Raw genomic sequence first — 17,283 nt, 5'->3', positions numbered from 1 at the left:
GCCCTGATCGCCGAGCCGCTGTTCGCCGCCGACCTGCTGCCGGTCTGCGCCCCGCGGCTGGCCAACGCGCTCAAGCGCCCGTCCGACCTGAAGGGGCCGACCCTGCTGCGGGTGGCCCATTCGCCGGACGACTGGCCGGCATGGCTGGAGGCCGCGGGCACGGGGCGCATCACCGCCCGCGGGCCGGAATTCGAATTTTACGGCCAGGCGCTGCAGGCCGCGGTCGACGGCCTCGGCGTCGCCATGGGCATCCGGCCCTATATCGACGACGACCTGGCCGCCGGCCGGCTGGTCGCCCCGTTTGCGTTAAGTGTGCCGAAAGGCATGCGCTGGTATCTGGTGTATCGGGGGTTCAGCACAGGGCAACGCGATTTCGCCGCGTTCCGGCGCTGGATTGTTCGCGCGGCGGCAGAACCTGCCACGCGACGCAGGGGCCAGAGACATGCCGGTTGAAACCATAAAGACGCTCGTCATCGGCGGCGGCCAGGCCGGGCTGGTGATGAGCCATCGCCTCAAGCAGCGCGGGCTGCCGCATCTGGTGGTCGAGCGCCACCGCATCGCCGAGCGCTGGCGCAGCGAACGCTGGGACGGTTTGAAATTCCAGTTTCCCAACTGGTCGGTGCGGCTGCCGGAGTTTCCGTTTCCGCACAGCGATCCCGACGGGTTTTCCGACACCGCCGACATCATCCGATACATCGAAGCCTATGCGTCGTTCGTCGCGCCGCCGATCCGCTGCGGCGTCGAGGTAACGCGGCTGTCGCAGCGCGAGGACAAGCGCTTTATCGCCGAGACCACGGACGGCACCATCGAGGCGCGCAATGTCGTCGTCGCCACCGGTCCCTATCAGCGCAACATCATCCCGGACCTGCTGGCCGATCTGCCGGTGTTTCAGGTTCATGCCTCCGCCTACAAGAATCCCGAACAGCTTCCGCCGGGCGCGGTGCTGGTGGCCGGCGCCGGCGCGTCCGGCGCACAGATCGCCGAAGAGTTGCTTGAGGCCGGCCGCCGCGTCTATCTCTCGGTCGGCCGCCACCGCCGCCTGCCGCGCCGCTACCGCGGCCGCGACCTGATCTGGTGGCTCGCCGAAATGCAGTTCGACCAGATCACGCCGGAGGAGCGCGGGCCCGCGCGCCTCGGCCCTGTCATCTCCGGCGCCTATGGCGGCCGCACCATCGATTTCCGCGACTTCGCCGCCCGCGGCGTGATCCTGCTCGGCCATCTCGACACCGCTGATGGCGGCGTGATCGAGATCGCGCCGGGCCTCGACAAGGCAATGCACGACGGCGACATCGCCTACACCACCTTCCTCGACACCGTCGATGAATATGTCAAACGCCGCCACCTCGATTTGCCGGAAGAGACCGGCGCCCGCGCCACGCTTCCCGAGCCGCCCAGCGTCACCGCGCCGCTCATGCGTCTCGACCTTGCCGCCGAAGGCATCGCATCGGTGATCTGGGCCACCGGCTACGGCGTCGATTTCAGCTGGATCGATATCCCGGTAACGGACGCACGCGGCGATGCGGTTCACCGCAACGGCATCTCGGCGGTGCCCGGCCTGTATTTCCTCGGCCTGCAATGGCTGTCGAAGATGAACTCCTCGTTCCTGTCGGGCGTCGGCGACGATGCCGTGGTGCTGGCGGATCATATCCTGGGACACCGGTGAACGACCTCTTGCGACCTCTCCCCGTGAAGGACGGGAGAAGGAGTGAGCGCGTTCCCACCATCACCGAAAAACTCCACCACATGTGAACTCCTTCACACCTCCCTTCCCCGCGCCGTGCTCTCCTCGCGCCATGGGCAATTCCGGGGGTCGCGCCATGATCTATGGCAGCTTTGAAATTCAGTCGTTCGAGGCAGGGAGAGGGCTATGGCACGCCAGGATTCAACGGGCGGATCAGGAACCGGTGGTGATCGATGGCATGGCCTTTCCGACCCTCGAAGTCGGTTTCGCGTGGTCGGATCCGGAAGCGGCGATCGCGGACGCGAAGGCGCACATCGACCGGTTCGGCCCGCGGTTCGCCGCGAGCCCGGCAAGGCCGGCGGAGAGCCCGACCTAGCCCTGGTCGGCAAATTGACCATCTCCACCGCCGAGCAGACCCTGCAGGCGACGCCGGTGCTCTCCAACTGTCCGGACTGCAGCGCCCCGCTCTCCGTGCTGCGTATCATCCTCGGCCGCGCCGGTGCCGAATACTGGACCATGCGCTGCACACGCTGCGGCGGAATTCATCTGAACATCGTCAAGGCGGCGTCGGCAAGAAAAGATACCGGGGACCTGCTGTTCTGAGATTGCGCGGTTCCTGATCTTGCTGACATCTGCTGACAGGTGGAAGCGCCCGATATTGCGCAGCCGTTTGCCCTTTTCTCGCTGGCTGACTCGTCCCATATTCGCCGCATGGCGAAGAAACCCGACACTCCCAAAAAATCAGGCAAAACCCCCAAATCCAAGGCGCACCGGCCGGACGTTCAGCCGATCGGACCGGCGCTGGCGGAACTGCTCAATCCCGCGCTCAACCGCGGCGATGCCGGCATGGGCTCGGGCACCGGCCTGCAGCCGCCGCCGGACAATTCCTGGGACCGCCGCGCCGGCGGCGAGGCCGCCGCGCATCGCGCGCGGGCCTCGACCAAGGGGACGAGCGATGACGTCGCAAAACGCGATGCCGCACAAGGCCTCGAAGAAGCCCCGCAAGCCAATTACGGCACCTCGGCCACCATCCCGACGCTGGACCCCGAACTCGCGCGCCAGCTCGGCCTGCCCACCGCGGAAGACGACGACGAAGCCCTCGCCCGCCCGCCGCGCAACAAGATGGAGGCGCTCGGCGTCAAGGCCACCGCCGACGCGCTGGAAAACCTGATCCGCGACGGCCGTCCGGAATTCCGCAAGGACGACGGCTCGCTGAAGGTCTGGACACCGCACCGGCCGCCGCGCCCGGAGAAATCCGAAGGCGGCGTGCGCTTCGAGATCAAGTCCGAATACCAGCCGAAGGGCGACCAGCCGACCGCGATCGCCGAACTGGTCGAGGGCATCGAGCGCAACGACCGCACCCAGGTGCTGCTCGGCGTCACCGGCTCCGGAAAAACCTACACCATGGCCAAGGTGATCGAGGCGACGCAGCGCCCCGCCATCATCCTGGCGCCGAACAAGACGCTGGCGGCCCAGCTCTATGGCGAGTTCAAGAACTTCTTCCCCGACAACGCGGTCGAGTATTTCGTCAGTTATTACGACTACTACCAGCCCGAAGCTTACGTACCGCGTACGGACACCTACATCGAAAAAGACTCGTCCATCAACGAGCAGATCGACCGCATGCGCCACTCGGCGACGCGCGCGCTCTTGGAACGCGACGACGTCATCATCGTCGCCTCGGTCTCCTGCATCTACGGTATCGGCTCGGTCGAGACCTATACCGCGATGACGTTTGCGTTGAAGAAGGGCGAGCGCATCGACCAGCGGCAATTGATCGCCGACCTTGTCGCACTGCAATACAAGCGCACCCAGGCCGATTTTACCCGCGGCACTTTTCGCGTGCGCGGCGACGTCATCGACATCTTCCCGGCGCACTATGAGGACCGCGCCTGGCGCGTGAATTTGTTCGGCGACACCGTGGAAAACATAGAAGAATTCGATCCACTCACCGGCCACAAGCAGGACGATCTCGAATTCATCAAGATCTACGCCAATTCGCACTATGTGACGCCGCGGCCGACGCTGGTGCAGGCGATCAAGTCGATCAAGAGCGAATTAAAGCAGCGGCTCGACGAGCTCAACAACCAGGGCCGCCTGCTGGAAGCGCAGCGACTGGAACAGCGCACCACATTCGACCTCGAAATGATGGAGGCGACCGGAAGCTGCGCCGGCATCGAGAACTATTCGCGCTACCTCACCGGACGCCGCCCCGGCGAGCCGCCGCCGACGCTGTTCGAATATGTGCCCGATAACGCGCTTGTTTTCGCCGACGAAAGCCACGTCACCGTGCCGCAGATCGGCGGCATGTTCCGCGGCGACTTCCGCCGCAAGGCGACGCTCGCCGAATACGGCTTCCGCCTGCCCTCCTGCATGGACAACCGTCCGCTGCGGTTCGAGGAATGGGACATGATGCGCCCGCAATCGGTCGCGGTGTCAGCGACGCCGAGCGGCTGGGAGTTGAACGAAAGTGGCGGCGTGTTCGTCGAACAGGTGATCCGCCCGACCGGACTCATTGATCCGCCTGTAGATATTCGTCCAGCCCGCACCCAGGTCGACGACCTCGTCGGCGAAGTCCGCGCCACCGCCGCGGCCGGCTACCGCTCGCTGATCACGGTGCTGACCAAGCGCATGGCGGAAGACCTCACCGAATACCTGCACGAGCAGGGCATCCGCGTCCGCTACATGCACAGCGATATCGACACCATCGAACGCATCGAGATCATCCGCGATCTTCGCTTGGGTGCCTTCGACGCGCTGGTCGGCATCAACCTCTTGCGCGAAGGTCTCGACATTCCCGAATGCGCCCTCGTTGCCATCCTCGACGCCGACAAGGAAGGTTTTCTGCGCAGCGAGACCTCGCTGATCCAGACCATCGGCCGCGCCGCGCGCAACGTCGACGGTAAGGTGATCCTCTACGCCGACCAGATGACCGGCTCGATGGAGCGCGCCATTGCGGAGACCAACCGCCGCCGCGAAAAGCAGGTCGAATATAACCAGGCCAACGGCATCACGCCGGAGAGCGTGAAGAAGTCGATCGGCGACATCCTCAACTCCGTCTACGAGCGCGACCACGTGCTGGTCGAAATCGGCGACGGCGGCATGGCCGATGACGTCATCAGCATCGGCCACAATTTCGAGGCGGTCCTTTCCGACCTCGAAACCCGCATGCGCGAAGCCGCCGCCGACCTGAACTTCGAGGAAGCCGCCAGACTGCGCGACGAAGTCAAACGCCTGCGTGCGACGGAGATGGCCGTCGTCGACGACCCCACCGCGAAGCAGCGGAATGTGCAGAAGCAGGCCGGCGCCTACGCCGGCACCAGGAAATACGGCGACGCCGCCAACCTCCCCGTCAGCGCCATGAAAAAGAAGGGCGTGCAGGCAGCCCTAAAGTCCAGCCGCGCTTCCTCCCCCTCTCCCCGTCCTTCACGGGGAGAGGGTCGGGGTGAGGGGCTCTCTCCACAAGGCGGTATCAGCAGCAAGGTCCATAAACCCCACCTCGACGAAATGCACGGCCCCGAATCCCTCCCCTACCGCCCCGGCGGCGCCAAACCGCGCAAGCCGAACATGGCCCCCGGCAGCAAGATCTTCCAGCCAACGGACTCGCGGCAATCGGGGCCGGAGTTCGGTCCAGCGCCAAGATCGAGCGGCGGTGCGCCGGGGCATCGGGGCGGGTGGAAGAAGAGGTAGCCGCCACTCGCTTCAACAGCCGTCAGTGCGAGCCAACGGCGCGCGCCAATGCGCGCCCGATGACAGGCTCCGCGAAGCAATCCTTCTCACCACAAGCGGAAGCATGGATTGCTTCGTCGCTACGCTCCCTCGCGCAAACGCGACGCGTTTGTCGGATGCAGTGATGGAATATTCAGCACGATCGATACATCCCCTGCAGCGACCTTCCGCTCAGAAAGATCGTGTGAGGCGTGAGACCGCCCCTGCGGGCGATCCAGCGGCGCACCGGCGTCGGATAGGTCGAGTACAGCATCAAGGTTGCTTCGGGATCAGTGAAGGTGCGGCCGTTGGCGCCGTAATTCCAGGCGGCATGGAAGCCGAGCGCCGCGCGCGGAGTTACGCAGATTCTGTCGGGAGGGAGCGCGCTGAGAACCATGGTGCATGCCGAGGCACAGAGACCATCGATGATCACGGATTCGCCCGATGAGGCCAGCCGCTGATATTTGACGATGTAAGTCCCGATCTGACCGCCTCGGTCATTCGTGATGCGTACTGCAGAACTTGCCTCCGGCACATTCAGGATCAGCAGAATTGCCGCGAGGAATCCTGTCACATACTTCATGTCCACCCCTGGGTTCGAGCAAATCGATCTGGATCGCTTTGCGTGATGCGCGAAGCTGCGACAGGCTTGGTCAGGTTCATGGCATTGTCTGGGCGCAAAGTTCAGCAACTTCGGTTCCATGGCTGGAACTTTCGAGAGAACTGAACCGCCGGAGAACAGGCATTCCGCGAGCTGCACGCTGTTCCAGTTGCGCATGTTGTCAGGACAACGATTCGCCTTGATGAGGATTGGCGGCGATAGAAGCGGCAGTCAGTGCGCTCTCAGCTTGCGCTTGCTCTCATGCGGTGCAGCCTTCTCCGGGGCGTGGGTGGCCGCAGCCTTCTCGGGTAGCGCCTTGATGGTGTGAACCGGATTGTTGGTAACGCCTGAGGTCGCGGCCGCTGCAACAGGTGGTGATACAGGTGCCGTGAAGGCAACGGGCTTGGCCACGAGGGGCCGTGGCTGCGCGGCCGCGGCGGCTGGCGCATTAGCGGGACTGCTGTGGCGGCCTGCAGTGTAAGCCGCGAACGCTGTGGCACCCAGCAGAACGAGTAGCGCCTTTGCCCGCATACCCGCATCCGCTACATTGAGCCGGTCTTTCGAGCCTTCATCACACGCTCAACCTCGTCGGCTAATTGCTCGAGATGCCGCGCCAGCCGGTCGAACATGTCACGCTTCGCTTTGTCGGTAGCCAAATCCCTGACAAGCGCGCATTCGGCCGCGTCTTTACGCAGCTTCTCCAGATGGGTTTGATAATCCTTCATCGTCCCCTGCCTGTCTTAATTTTCCGTGACGGTGGCACGGAGAACAGGGAGCTGAACTAACAAATGTTAGGTCAGAGCTGGGAGATGCCGCTGGTGAGCCGCCCAAATTCGCCGAGAGCGACAAGCGCGATCGAGTTCATCGATTTTTTAAAACCCAGGACGTTCCGTTTCTAACCAGCTGGTACGTCCAAGGGAGCATCGATCAGCGACATCAGTGAGCGTGTGTAGAAGCCCTCCCGCATAACCACGCCGCTTATCTCGGCGCTAACAGCGCGTGCCGCCCGCTTCTTTCTCCAGCCGCTTGCCAATCCCGCAGGCAGTGGCGCTCCTCGTCGGATAACTAGAAACTCTTTTCTACGAACGTATATGTCAAACATGCCGATTGCCCCCAGTCACCTTATAAGCACAGCGCGCTTGAAATGAGGTGGCAAAAGCGCAACAGCTCGGCGTCGACCTCTGATTGGAAATACCGCTGCAAACGAGCGGTGGTGGGTTGGACGGTTAAAGTTCGCTTCTCAGTATGCGATGCGCTTGATGCTCACGATCTCGATCGGATCATGAGATCCTTTGTGGAAGATTGCGTTCCAGCATTGCCGAACGGAAACAAACCGTACCGCCTCCCGTTTGAGGGTAAGCACAACGTGCCGAAAGCCATTCCGGGCTCACCGCTTTCGCAGCGCCCGGAATGACGCGTGGTTGGATCACCGCGATCTGCGGCTACTCCCTAAAAGTAATAGTCCCGGTTCGATCCGTCATACGCACCGGACTGCATGCAGCAGGCCTTGAAACCTGCGTCCGGAGTTGCATGGACACAGGTCATTGCGGCCGAGCTTTTCGATCAGCTCGACATCGCCATGGACGACACGCCGCCCGCGCTTGACATAGGTTTCCGAAGGGAAGGACTTCCGCCGCTTACGCGTGATGCTGAAAGCTGGGGAGGTTTTCGAGATCGCGATGCTTGCACATGGCACACCCCGTTGGTTGAAACGCGGCCCATCGCCGCGCGGCGTAGCTAGCACAACGCTGGACGTTCCGAAAGCCGCCAACAGATTTGGTGCGCGTGGCCGGCCTCCATCATCGGGATCCTGGCCAACGCTGATGCTTGGCGTGCCATTTCGGGCCGGGGCCACGCATGTAGTGCAGCTCGGGCCGGTAGCTATCGCGTATGTCCAGAACCAGGTTGCGAGCGATGCCGGCGAAGTCGGAGACTGTCTCAGCCGTCCTGCGAACAAAGCCGGATATGGCGGTCCAGCGCGCGGAAACCGGTGCGATCGCACGGGGGCTGACGATGCTTCTCCCGATCATCTTTTTCTCCGTCCGGTTGGGTGTTGGCACCGTGATGATCTAGCGGATCGGAGCTGCGGCTGCGCCAGAGCGATTGCCGTACCTGTAGAGCGATTGCTGCCAATGCCTGTGCCTCCGCAAATCGCTGGAGATTTAGCAGGCTCCGCGGATAGCTCGGCGAATTACCGGCTGAGGACCGTTCGAGATAGAGCGCGGGGCAGTCCCAACATATACGCTGAAGCGCCCGCCGATGTTGCAGGCAAAGCGTAAAATCCCGATAGCATAATCTCGGCAGCCTTGCACGTTCTCGATGTGCCTGCTCGGTTCGGACCTCGTGCAAGTTGAGTCCTGAGGCGGTTAGGAGGAGACAATAGCCGCAAGATGTGAAACGGCGCACATTTGATGCGAGCGGATCAGACTAAAATTTTGCTGAAAGTCGTGGTGCGAATATCCCTGTCTCATAGGGAGCTTTCCATGCACAAACCGTTCTTAATCGCACGACTCGCATTTGCGTTCGAAATGGCAAATGCAACAGCCAAGAAGCTTCCCACTTGCTTTCGCCCGGAATTGCCGGAACTAAACGAGCAATGTCGCGCTCTGAAGGTTCGCCCTTAGAGGGAAACCGATGAGAGCTCATGTAGATCAGCAATTTGATCGGGTGCGATATGGATTGTCCGAGCTGCGGCAGAGTCAACCCAGAGGGTAACAAGGTCTGCGGCGACTGCTGCGCACCGCTAATCTTGCGCTGTCCCGCGTGCGGAGCAGACAACCCGTCGGGTAAAAGGTTCTGTGGCGACTGCGGCGCAGCGCTCACGCTGACGGCAGCCGCGCCACTATCGGCAGGGACCCGAGCGTCGACATCCGCCGTGGCGCAGATCACGGAACCCTCTGCGTTTTCATCCACGCCAAGCTCTTCCGCCGAGCGCCGCCAACTAACAGTGATGTTCTGCGACCTCGTCGGCTCGACAGCGCTTGCGACAAAGCTCGACCCGGAAGATCTACGGGAGGTCATCGCCGAGTATCGCGATGGCGCGGCGGCGATCGTCCGCAAGTACGGTGGCACCATCAGCCGCTACATCGGTGATGGCATGCTGATCCTGTTCGGTTATCCTTCAGCGCACGAGGACGATCCCGAGAGTGCGGTGCGCGCTGCGCTCGAGATTGCCGCGGCCCGGCACGCGCCGAGCGCCTTACCGGATCTCGAGCTGCGGGTTCGTCTCGGGCTCGCGACTGGTCTCGTTATCGTGGGGGACCTCATCGGCAGCGAGGCCGCCGAGTCGCAGGCGGTGCTCGGCGAAACGCCGAACCTGGCCGCCCGACTGCAAGAGCTCGCCGAGCCCGACGGGGTGGTAATCGCTGAGGATACGCGGCGGCTCATCGGCGGCCTCTTCGATTACGAGGATCTCGGCGCGGTGACGCTGAAGGGCTTTGCCGCGCCGGTGCGCGCCTGGCGGGTGCTGCGTGAGGGAAAAGCGGAAAGCCGCTTTGAGGCGTTCCATGCGGCAGCGCTCACGCCGTTGGTTGGGCGCGAGGAGGAGATCGAGCTGCTGGTGCAGCATTGGCAACGGGCCAGGACGTGCAGTGGTCAGGTCGTGTTGCTGGCGGGCGAACCGGGAATTGGCAAATCGCGCCTTGTCGCGGCTCTCCAGGAGCGCATCGGGGGCGAACCGCACACCGGCTTGCGATATTTCTGCTCGCCGCATCATCAGGACAGCGCGCTATATCCCTTCATCGCTCAGCTCCAGCGAACCGTCGATTTCGAGCGCGAGGACACGCCGGAGCACAGGCTCAACAAGCTGCAGGCGCTGCTGTCCCCGGCATTGCCGCCCGACGAGGACATCCCAATCATAGCCGAGCTGCTATCTATCCCGACCGGCGAGCGATATCTGCCGATTGCCCTCACGCCGCAGCGAAAGAAAGAAAAGACTTTCGATGCCTTGTTCCGGCAGCTTGAAGGTCTTGCCCGGCGGCAGCCAATCATGATGGTCTTCGAGGACGCGCAATGGATCGATCCGAGCTCGCGCGAGTTGCTGGACCGGACCATCGATCAGGTGGCCACTCTGCCGGTGCTGGCGCTGATCACCTTCCGCCCCGAGTTTCAGTCTGTATGGACCGGGAAGTCACACGTCAGCACGATGGTTCTGAACCGCCTTGATCAGAAAGCGGGCGCCGCGTTGATCCGGAGCATGACTGGCGACCGGGGACTTCCGCCCGAGCTCGTCACTGAGATCGCCGAGCGAACGGATGGTGTGCCGCTGTTCGTCGAGGAAATGACCAAGGCTGTGCTCGAAGCAGGTGCCGCGGGGGTCGAGCGCGCCGTCACCACGGCGCCACTCCCGGGCCTCGCGGTGCCGCCCACGTTGCACGCTTCGCTGATGGCGAGGCTCGACCGGCTTGGCCCGATCGCGAAGGAGGTCGCGCAGCTCGGCGCGGCTATCGGCCGGGAGTTCTCCTATGATCTGCTCGCCGCCACCGGGCGCCGGAGCGAGAGCCAGCTGCGATTGGCGCTAGACCGGCTGATACGGGCCGGGTTGGTGTTCCGGCGCGGCGAACCATCCGAGGCCAATTTCCTCTTTAAGCACGCATTGGTGCAGGATGCGGCATACGGCACGCTACTACGCGGCCAGCGTCGTGAGTTGCATGCCCGTATCGCTGGCGCACTGGAGGAGAAGTTCGCGACGAGCGCCGAAGTGCAACCCGAGATCCTCGCGCACCATTTTGGAAATGCCGGGCTGATCGCGAAGGCAGTTTCCTATTGGCAGGAGGCCGGCGAACGCTCCAAAGCGCGCTCAGCCACGGCGGAAGCGATCAGACAGATGCGGAAGGCGCTCGATCTGTTGTCCCATTTACCGGACGCCGCCGAGAGCCAACGCACCGAACTCCAACTTCAACTCGCTATCGGCGGCGCGCTGATCGCCGCGAAGGGCCATGCGGCCGAAGAGACCGGAAAGGCCTACGCGCGGGCGCGTCATCTCTGCGAGCTGCTGAACGACACGCCGAATCTGCTCAAAGCATTGTGGGGCGAGTTCATCCATCACCATGTGCGCGCCGAGACGCAATTATCGCATCGTGCCGCCGAAGAACTGCTCGAGTTGGCCGGACGACAAAACGACAGGGCCGCCCTGGTGGCCGGGCATCGGGCGGTCGGCGATAGCTGGCTGCATCGCGGAGAGTTGCGTTTGGCGCGCGCGCATCTCGAGCAAGGGCTCGCACTTTACGATCCCACGCGGCATCGATCTCTGACGGTCCTGTTCGCAGAGAACGCCAGCGTGGCGATGCTCTCCTTCCTGTCGCTGACGCTCGGGCTTCTAGGTTTCGTCGATCAGGCCCGGGGGCGGAGCAGGCAAGCCCTGGCAGAGGCGCGCGAGCTGTCGCACCCGATCAGCCTCGCATTCGCGTTAAGCGTCGCCTGCCGGCTGTATTTCGTGCTCGACGATCCCAGGACCGTGCGCCGGCTCGCGGATGAGCTCATTGCGCTTACTACCGAGCAGGGCTTTGCCTTCTTTCTCGCGATGGGAACGGCATATCGCGGCTGGACCATGGTCGAGGACGGCGAAACAGACGCCGGGATGGATCTGCTGCGGCTCGGGATCGAAAGATTCCAAGCGTCCGGCGCGGCGTGGACACTTCCGTTCTACCTCGCGCAGCTTGCCACGGCGCACGTGAAGACGGGAGCGCCCGAAGACGGGCTCGGCCGACTATGTGAGGCTTTGTCTCTAACCGAGAAATCGGGCGTGCGGTGGTTCGAGGCCGAATTGCGATGTCGCCGAGGCCAGCTGTTGCGGACCACTCAGCAAGGCGTTGAGGCCGACGTGGAAGCCGACTTTCGCCACGCCCTCACGATCGCGCGCCAGCAGGAGGCAAAGCTCTGGGAACTTCGCTCCGCCATCAGCCTCGCCCGCCTCTGGTGCGACCAGGACAAGCGCGATGAAGCACGCAGTCTCCTGGCGCAGGTCTACGGTTGGTTCACCGAGGGCTTCGACACACCCGACTTGAAGAACGCGGCGGCATTACTCGACGAACTAAGCGCATAGAAGTCGAAGTCCGGGTAATCGTCACTGCCAGCCGGAATTCTGACTGCCTTGAAGCACACCAGGCGATGTCCTCTTTTGCGGAAAAACGGATCTGCTTCGTTTGGGCCATGGCGGATCAGTGGGAGCGATTTGGCCCAAGTCAGCTTCTGGGCACTCAACGGACGGGGCACCAGCTTTGGCTGATAGCGGCTTTTGACCCAACCGGACTCGAAAGTGGCTCATCGACGTGCGCGTCGACACTATCGTAAGCCATTCTTGCCGGGTGCAGAGAGCCTGTTGAAAGATGCCGATGAGCAATGAGTGAGGCGGGTGTCAGAGGCAGAGAATGTTCTCTTCAAAGCCAAGCGCGTCACGATCGATCGGTCGCAAATGCGTGGCATCCAGGCAACGGTAGCCGCAATCCTCAAGGCGTTCAATGATCCGTCTGCCGTCCAGCGGCTCGGGGCGATTCAGATCGGTGAGAACTTCGCATAGAATTGGCACTTTGTGGCCGCTCTTTGCCAGCACGCCTTGCATGCCGTCGAATACTTCGGCCTCAAAACCTTCGACGTCGATCTTGATAAGGCCGACGCGGTCGAGATCGATTTTCCGCTCGCGTACATAATTGTCGAAGGCGATAACCTCAACGGTGATATTTTCCGTCAGCTCGCTCGCGTGGTCGAGGAAGCCGGGAGCAAGTGAACTCGACCCGATATTGGTATCGTAATTGTCGAAATTCTCCGCGCGTGGCGCGACGACGGCCATCGTGAAGGCGCCAGGTCGCGCGCCGCAGGCAACTTGATTGGCGATCACCCGATAACCGGGATTGAGCTCGGCGAGCCGTTGGACAAAAGTGAAATATTGCGGCACTGGCTCGAAGGCGTGCACCTCGCCACTCTGGCGCACGAGCGACAAGGCAAAGGCCGACCAGTAGCCGCAATTGGCGCCGATATCGACGAAGGTCTTGCCGGGAGTCAGGCAGCGCTTGAAGATGCGTTCGAGAAACATTTCGTGGGTATGGAAAAAGTACTTCTTCATCAGCCGATGCAATGACATGTCGATCTCGTAATGCACGCCATTGAAGCGCGTGGTCGCGAGCCCCGTCGGCGGCGCTCTGAACTGCTCGATCGCGCGGCGGTGCACGATATCGGCAAGCTTCAGTGGATCGCTCGACGCATATTTCAGGAGGAACCGGGCGGTCTTTCGAGCAAGCATGGCGGCCTCACGAACGTGATGCAGCAAACATGCGGACAAGCTGTGCTGGACAATTGACCAAACTGTGGCGTCAGAGTTTGTCGCGCCTGCGATGCAATCATCATTGTCGCGGCGCTAATTTCTCTATTGAGCCTCACTAGAGGCGTCTTCTGAAAGTTCCGAGCGCGCAGCAGAAGGCATTCAAGCCATGCCTGGACGTTTGACCATCGTCGTGGAAGTTCCGGATGTCGTCGCCATGTTTGCCCCCCGCTTGTCGTTTGGGCAAATCATGCGTACATCGAGGAACACTCACGCGGGGACAATCCGGACGTCGCTTGACGTTCGAGCAAGTCCGGAATGCGTCCCAAATCGGACGCAGGTTCACACGCTAGCTCGCCACCGCGACCGCCAGCACCGACAGCATCATCACACTCGTCACCAGTTGCAGCGACACGGTCGGCTGCGAGCGCCACTGCGCGAGCTTGTCGGTGAACGACAGGCCGGCGTCGAAGAACAACGGCTCGTAGCTGTTCTTGAACAATCCTGGAAATTTCGGCGCCAGCCAGGGCGTGAACAGGCCGTGGAAGATCGAGGCCGCCACCACCAGGAACACCGCGCCGCCGGCGATCTGGTGATGCGCAAGCTTGAGCAGCAGCGTGGCGGCGGCGAAGGTCAGAACGCCCTGGAAGATGGCGGTGAGCGCAAAGCCTTCGAGGCGGTTTTGCAGCGATGATTTCGGTGTGGCGAGGGCGTTCATGGCGGCGGCTCCGGAAAGGACCGTGGCGAGGATGAACGCCAGCATGTGCACCTGCGCGCCGGTCTGCCGTGACCGGGGTCACGCTGTCTCGAGCATCGGTGCGCAACGCGAGCCCCCTCGCCCGGCGCGCTCGCCAAGCCTGACAAGCCCGGGCAGTCTCGCGAGAGAACTACTAGAGATTGCGTGGCTTACAGGGCAAATCAGGCATGGCTTGGTCCAGCCGTCCCTGCAAAAATAATCCGCTTCGCGATTACCCCAAATCACCCCTACAACTCCGGCCATCCCGCACCCGCTGGAGGGGCGTATCGCGATCGTCACGGACGTTGGGCGCGGGATGCGGTGGACGCGGCAGCGTCGGGCGCGCAGGTGGTTGCAGGGCGGGCTTTGTCCCGTGAGCGATCGAACCGCGCGCGACGAACGGCGCTTAAACGCTTCAACCAGAACTTCGGCTTGGCAGCATACGGGTCAATCGAAATGTTCTGGCTGATGAAGCCGCGTACGGCGAAGGCGTGTGGTTCTGGCACCCGTGGCTGGTGTCAAGCTGGCGGAGATTGATCTGGCCCGACCGGACTTCGATCGATCGTCAATCCGCCAGCGACGGAGGCCAAAGGAATTCGGCTCCGGGAAGAGCGCGCTATAGGCCGTTAAAACCATTGCGCAGGGAAGGCCGGGTGTTCCGGCGCACCTGCAGTTCGCCGTGTGCACCCCTGTGCGCACGACTGCGGGTGTCATGGGCACCCGGCCTTCCCTGCGCCCTCTTCGATTTCGAGGGCATCGCCAATCGCAAAGCTCGGGCGCAATGTGCCGCGAGAGCGTGGAGGTGTGTGGGTCGTCATTGCGAGCGAAGCGAAGCAATCCATCCCTCCGAGCGCTCCGAGCCATGGATTGCTTCGTCGCTTCAATCCTTGCAATGACGCGGGGAAAGCGTTGCTCGCTGTTTGACATTCGAATCTGCTCATTGTCGACGGCCGAGAAAGCCGGTTTATTGCTGATGTGGCAGTCCGTAGGATGGGTAGAGCGAAGCGAAACCCATCAAGGAGCCCTCCCCACGAATGATGGGTATCGCTTCGCTCCACCCATCCTACGACGACTGGCTGTTTGACATTTGAACCCGTGCATTGTCGCCGGCTACAAAAACCGGTCTAGTGCGACACGGCAGCAACGGGAGACTCCCTTGAAAACAATCGGCGCGGCGATCCTGCTCGCACTCGGCCTCAGCGCGCCGGCCTTCGCGCAAGCCAGGGACAAGGCGCTCAATGCCGACCGGCCATTGCTCGCGACATTCTGCGATGCCGCTGACATCAAGGGATCGTCCTGCAGGCGGGCCAAGGCCTATCCCGGCCGCAAGCGGTGCGACGTCAAGCTGCGGCCGGACCGCTACAGCGGCAAATTCCTCGCCGACGGCAGCACGCTGCTCGTCGTCAACTATGAGAGCGGCTGCGAAGCCCATGCCAATGATTTCGGCGGCTCGGTGATTTTCGAGCAGAAGGACGGCGCCGCCATCTTCAACGGATATCAACCAGGCCTTCAGGTCAACGATTGCATCACGCTTGCTCGAAACGACAAGCAGGACCGGCTGATCTGCGTCACCGGCCATATCGGGCAAGGCCATCTCGAATCCGGCGTCGCCGAAATGGTGTTCACCCGCGACTTCTCCAAGGCGATCGATATGTCCCTGAACTATTTCGTGACCGGAGAAGACGCCGTCGGCGCCTACGGGTCCAACGTCGTCCAATGCAAGGAGACGTCGAAATATTTCGGCTTCGCCAAGCTTGGCGCCGGACCAGCACCCGATACGGTTGCCGTCGAGATCGCCCATGCCGACAAGACAACGATCGAGACCGCTTGCACCAAAGGCTTTCCGAAGCCGAAGCAGCTGTTTGGCGAGTTGGGCCCCGGCGAGGCCTATGTCCCGCCCGGCCACGAGAAGAAGACGAGGTTCGTTATCGACCTCACCACCAGCAAGGCCGTGCCGGAAGCGGAATTCGCCAAGCGGTAACAGGTGCCGCTATGGTTACCCGAAAATAGCGCGACCGGCATTGCGGGAGCCGCCCCGTCGCGGAAACGGTGATGGCCTACCGCAGGCCCGGGTCGCGGCCGCTGTTGAACCTTCTCCCGGGCAGGCGCGTCAAAGTCCTTTCAGAATACTTTAAGTCCTTTTGCCGATTGTTAGTTGCGCCGTTCCGTTCACAATGGATACGGCCCCGCGAAAGCCGGCTCGAACCCAGGTAGGTGGGCGAATGACCGAGGAATCAAATCGCCAGCGCGTGCTGGATTTCCTCAACGTCCTGTATTCCGGCGACGTCGAAGCCGCGCTGGAGCGCTGCACAGACGACTGCGAATCCCTCGCCAACGCCCCGATCGACATCCTCCCGCATATGGGCCATCGCCGCGGCAAGGCCGAGCTGCGCGAGATGTGGAATGCGGTGCGCGCCCGCTATTCCGAGCTGCGCTGCGAAGTGCCGATGCTGGTCACCGAGGGCGACAAGGCGGCCGCGTTCATCCGCGTGTTCTTCCGCAAGAACCTCAACCAGCGCATGGTGCAGTTCGACATCGCCGGCTTCTACACGCTGCGCGACGGCAAGATCAGCCACATCAGGGAAATCATCGACACCTTCGACCTGGTGCAGCAATTGCTCGAGCGCGACATCGCCGCGATCCTGACCGGCCGGCGACCGGACCCGATCTAGACGGTTGCGAACTCGTCATTCCGGTATGCGTGTGGACGGGGCTTCGGCCACGCAATTGCACATCTGCGCTGCATGCTGAGGCGCTGCTCATTTTCCGATCGCCATTGAACCTGATCGCTCCGGCCGTGACACACCACAAGGCTGTTTCCGGACCCGAAGAACATTATGAAAATCGCATTGCTGGCTTTGCTTGGTTTGGCGTTGGGGGCGCTGGGAGGCGCAGCGCTGGGCATCGGGGCGGGTCTCATCTGGGTGGAAATCTTCAAAACCACGAGTTTTGAAGGCTATAGCGGGATGCTGGTGTTCTTCACCTTCATGCCGCTGGGGGCCGTGATCGGCGGTATCGGCGGCGCCCTGCTGTTCGGCATCATCGCCATTCGCGACGCCGAAATCGCCATCGAACGCGAGCCGGTGCGCCGCCACGACCGCTAAAAGCGACCGAAACCGCCGCATTTGTGCAATGCAAAAACGGCAATTGCGTTTTAGCCGAACTGCTCTATTTCTGGCTGCAACAGTGAAGTTCGGCATGTCGGCCCGGCGTCGATGAAGACGCCCCGTTGGGCGCGCTGCCGTTTTTTAATTCCAGTTTCAAGGACCAGATCAAAATGACAGAGCATAGTCTCTGGCGTT

General features: G+C 62.4%; 15 protein-coding genes and 1 pseudogene. 10 read left to right on the top strand and 6 right to left on the bottom strand.

The genetic code is table 11. The annotated features are described in order from the left end of the window. The 5 genes from CQ12_RS08340 to uvrB form a co-directional block, all read left to right on the top strand. Nucleotides 1–453: LysR substrate-binding domain-containing protein (locus tag CQ12_RS08340; protein WP_245309802.1), on the top strand; the 453-nt coding region annotated here is incomplete at its 5' end. After that, nucleotides 443–1,663 carry an NAD(P)-binding domain-containing protein gene (locus tag CQ12_RS08335; RefSeq protein ID WP_057834835.1) on the top strand — a complete coding sequence of 407 codons (1,221 nt, stop codon included), beginning with the start codon at nucleotides 443–445 and terminating at the stop codon, nucleotides 1,661–1,663. The genes CQ12_RS08340 and CQ12_RS08335, both read left to right, overlap by 11 nt. Before the next feature lie 154 nt (nucleotides 1,664–1,817). Continuing rightward, nucleotides 1,818–2,057 carry a hypothetical protein gene (locus CQ12_RS08330; protein ID WP_057834834.1) on the top strand — a complete coding sequence of 80 codons (240 nt, stop codon included), beginning with the start codon at nucleotides 1,818–1,820 and terminating at the stop codon, nucleotides 2,055–2,057. A gap of 14 nt (nucleotides 2,058–2,071) precedes the next feature. After that, nucleotides 2,072–2,284, top strand: a complete 213-nt coding sequence (locus CQ12_RS08325) for a hypothetical protein (protein ID WP_245309801.1) — start codon at nucleotides 2,072–2,074, stop codon at nucleotides 2,282–2,284. A 108-nt stretch (nucleotides 2,285–2,392) separates the two neighbouring features. Then, nucleotides 2,393–5,371, top strand: a complete 2,979-nt coding sequence (uvrB, locus tag CQ12_RS08320; protein ID WP_083519192.1) for an excinuclease ABC subunit UvrB — start codon at nucleotides 2,393–2,395, stop codon at nucleotides 5,369–5,371. Between the two features lie 172 nt (nucleotides 5,372–5,543). Here uvrB and CQ12_RS08315 read toward each other — a convergent pair whose 3' ends face one another. From CQ12_RS08315 to CQ12_RS41995, 4 genes are all read right to left on the bottom strand, one after another. Further along, nucleotides 5,544–5,972, bottom strand: coding sequence for a hypothetical protein (locus CQ12_RS08315; protein ID WP_057834833.1), 429 nt, complete (start codon nucleotides 5,970–5,972; stop codon nucleotides 5,544–5,546). Between the two features lie 249 nt (nucleotides 5,973–6,221). Next, complete coding sequence (locus tag CQ12_RS43540) at nucleotides 6,222–6,401, bottom strand: hypothetical protein (protein ID WP_157088070.1); 180 nt, start codon at nucleotides 6,399–6,401, stop codon at nucleotides 6,222–6,224. 131 nt (nucleotides 6,402–6,532) lie between these two features. Further along, nucleotides 6,533–6,715, bottom strand: coding sequence for a hypothetical protein (locus CQ12_RS08305; protein WP_057834831.1), 183 nt, complete (start codon nucleotides 6,713–6,715; stop codon nucleotides 6,533–6,535). Between the two features lie 752 nt (nucleotides 6,716–7,467). Next, a complete protein-coding gene (locus CQ12_RS41995) occupies nucleotides 7,468–7,686 on the bottom strand; it encodes an SEC-C metal-binding domain-containing protein (RefSeq protein ID WP_245309803.1) in 219 nt (72 codons plus the stop codon). Nucleotides 7,687–8,664: 978 nt separating this feature from the next. Here CQ12_RS41995 and CQ12_RS47615 point away from each other — a divergent pair. Together CQ12_RS47615 and CQ12_RS08300 are read left to right on the top strand one after the other, a co-directional pair. Beyond that, nucleotides 8,665–8,790: pseudogene (locus CQ12_RS47615) on the top strand (double zinc ribbon domain-containing protein); the annotation flags it as partial. 75 nt (nucleotides 8,791–8,865) lie between these two features. Next, nucleotides 8,866–12,033: an AAA family ATPase gene (locus tag CQ12_RS08300; RefSeq protein WP_245309800.1), complete on the top strand. Its 3,168-nt coding sequence runs from the start codon at nucleotides 8,866–8,868 to the stop codon at nucleotides 12,031–12,033. A gap of 312 nt (nucleotides 12,034–12,345) precedes the next feature. Here CQ12_RS08300 and CQ12_RS08295 read toward each other — a convergent pair whose 3' ends face one another. Together CQ12_RS08295 and CQ12_RS08290 are read right to left on the bottom strand one after the other, a co-directional pair. After that, a complete protein-coding gene (locus tag CQ12_RS08295) occupies nucleotides 12,346–13,227 on the bottom strand; it encodes an FkbM family methyltransferase (RefSeq protein ID WP_057834829.1) in 882 nt (293 codons plus the stop codon). Nucleotides 13,228–13,594: 367 nt separating this feature from the next. Beyond that, complete coding sequence (locus CQ12_RS08290; protein ID WP_245309799.1) at nucleotides 13,595–14,008, bottom strand: hypothetical protein; 414 nt, start codon at nucleotides 14,006–14,008, stop codon at nucleotides 13,595–13,597. 1,129 nt (nucleotides 14,009–15,137) lie between these two features. Between CQ12_RS08290 and CQ12_RS08285 the strand changes: the two genes are divergently transcribed. The 3 genes from CQ12_RS08285 to CQ12_RS08275 all read left to right on the top strand — a co-directional run bounded on the left by CQ12_RS08285 (nucleotide 15,138) and on the right by CQ12_RS08275 (nucleotide 17,085). Beyond that, nucleotides 15,138–15,962 carry a hypothetical protein gene (locus tag CQ12_RS08285; protein WP_057834828.1) on the top strand — a complete coding sequence of 275 codons (825 nt, stop codon included), beginning with the start codon at nucleotides 15,138–15,140 and terminating at the stop codon, nucleotides 15,960–15,962. Nucleotides 15,963–16,203: 241 nt separating this feature from the next. Further along, the gene (locus CQ12_RS08280) at nucleotides 16,204–16,653 is read left to right on the top strand and encodes a nuclear transport factor 2 family protein (protein WP_057834827.1); all 450 of its coding nucleotides are present in this window, start codon (nucleotides 16,204–16,206) and stop codon (nucleotides 16,651–16,653) included. A gap of 165 nt (nucleotides 16,654–16,818) precedes the next feature. Continuing rightward, the gene (locus tag CQ12_RS08275; protein WP_057834826.1) at nucleotides 16,819–17,085 is read left to right on the top strand and encodes a hypothetical protein; all 267 of its coding nucleotides are present in this window, start codon (nucleotides 16,819–16,821) and stop codon (nucleotides 17,083–17,085) included. The last annotated feature ends 198 nt before the right edge of the window (nucleotides 17,086–17,283 follow it).

Origin of the sequence: Bradyrhizobium jicamae (assembly GCF_001440395.1) — a bacterium.
Taxonomy (GTDB): Bacteria; Pseudomonadota; Alphaproteobacteria; order Rhizobiales; family Xanthobacteraceae; genus Bradyrhizobium; species Bradyrhizobium jicamae.
Note: the sequence above shows the minus strand (reverse complement) of the source record. Positions and strands in the feature narration are given on the sequence as shown.

Coding starts and splice junctions, on each gene's coding strand:
- CQ12_RS08315 (WP_057834833.1), bottom strand. CDS start 5,972: ATGAAGTATGTGACAGGATTCCTCGCGGCAATTCTGCTGATCCTGAAT.
- CQ12_RS08290 (WP_245309799.1), bottom strand. CDS start 14,008: ATGCTGGCGTTCATCCTCGCCACGGTCCTTTCCGGAGCCGCCGCCATG.
- CQ12_RS08280 (WP_057834827.1), top strand. CDS start 16,204: ATGACCGAGGAATCAAATCGCCAGCGCGTGCTGGATTTCCTCAACGTC.
- CQ12_RS08335 (WP_057834835.1), top strand. CDS start 443: ATGCCGGTTGAAACCATAAAGACGCTCGTCATCGGCGGCGGCCAGGCC.
- CQ12_RS08305 (WP_057834831.1), bottom strand. CDS start 6,715: ATGAAGGATTATCAAACCCATCTGGAGAAGCTGCGTAAAGACGCGGCC.
- CQ12_RS08330 (WP_057834834.1), top strand. CDS start 1,818: ATGATCTATGGCAGCTTTGAAATTCAGTCGTTCGAGGCAGGGAGAGGG.
- CQ12_RS08275 (WP_057834826.1), top strand. CDS start 16,819: ATGAAAATCGCATTGCTGGCTTTGCTTGGTTTGGCGTTGGGGGCGCTG.
- CQ12_RS08295 (WP_057834829.1), bottom strand. CDS start 13,227: ATGCTTGCTCGAAAGACCGCCCGGTTCCTCCTGAAATATGCGTCGAGC.
- uvrB (WP_083519192.1), top strand. CDS start 2,393: ATGGCGAAGAAACCCGACACTCCCAAAAAATCAGGCAAAACCCCCAAA.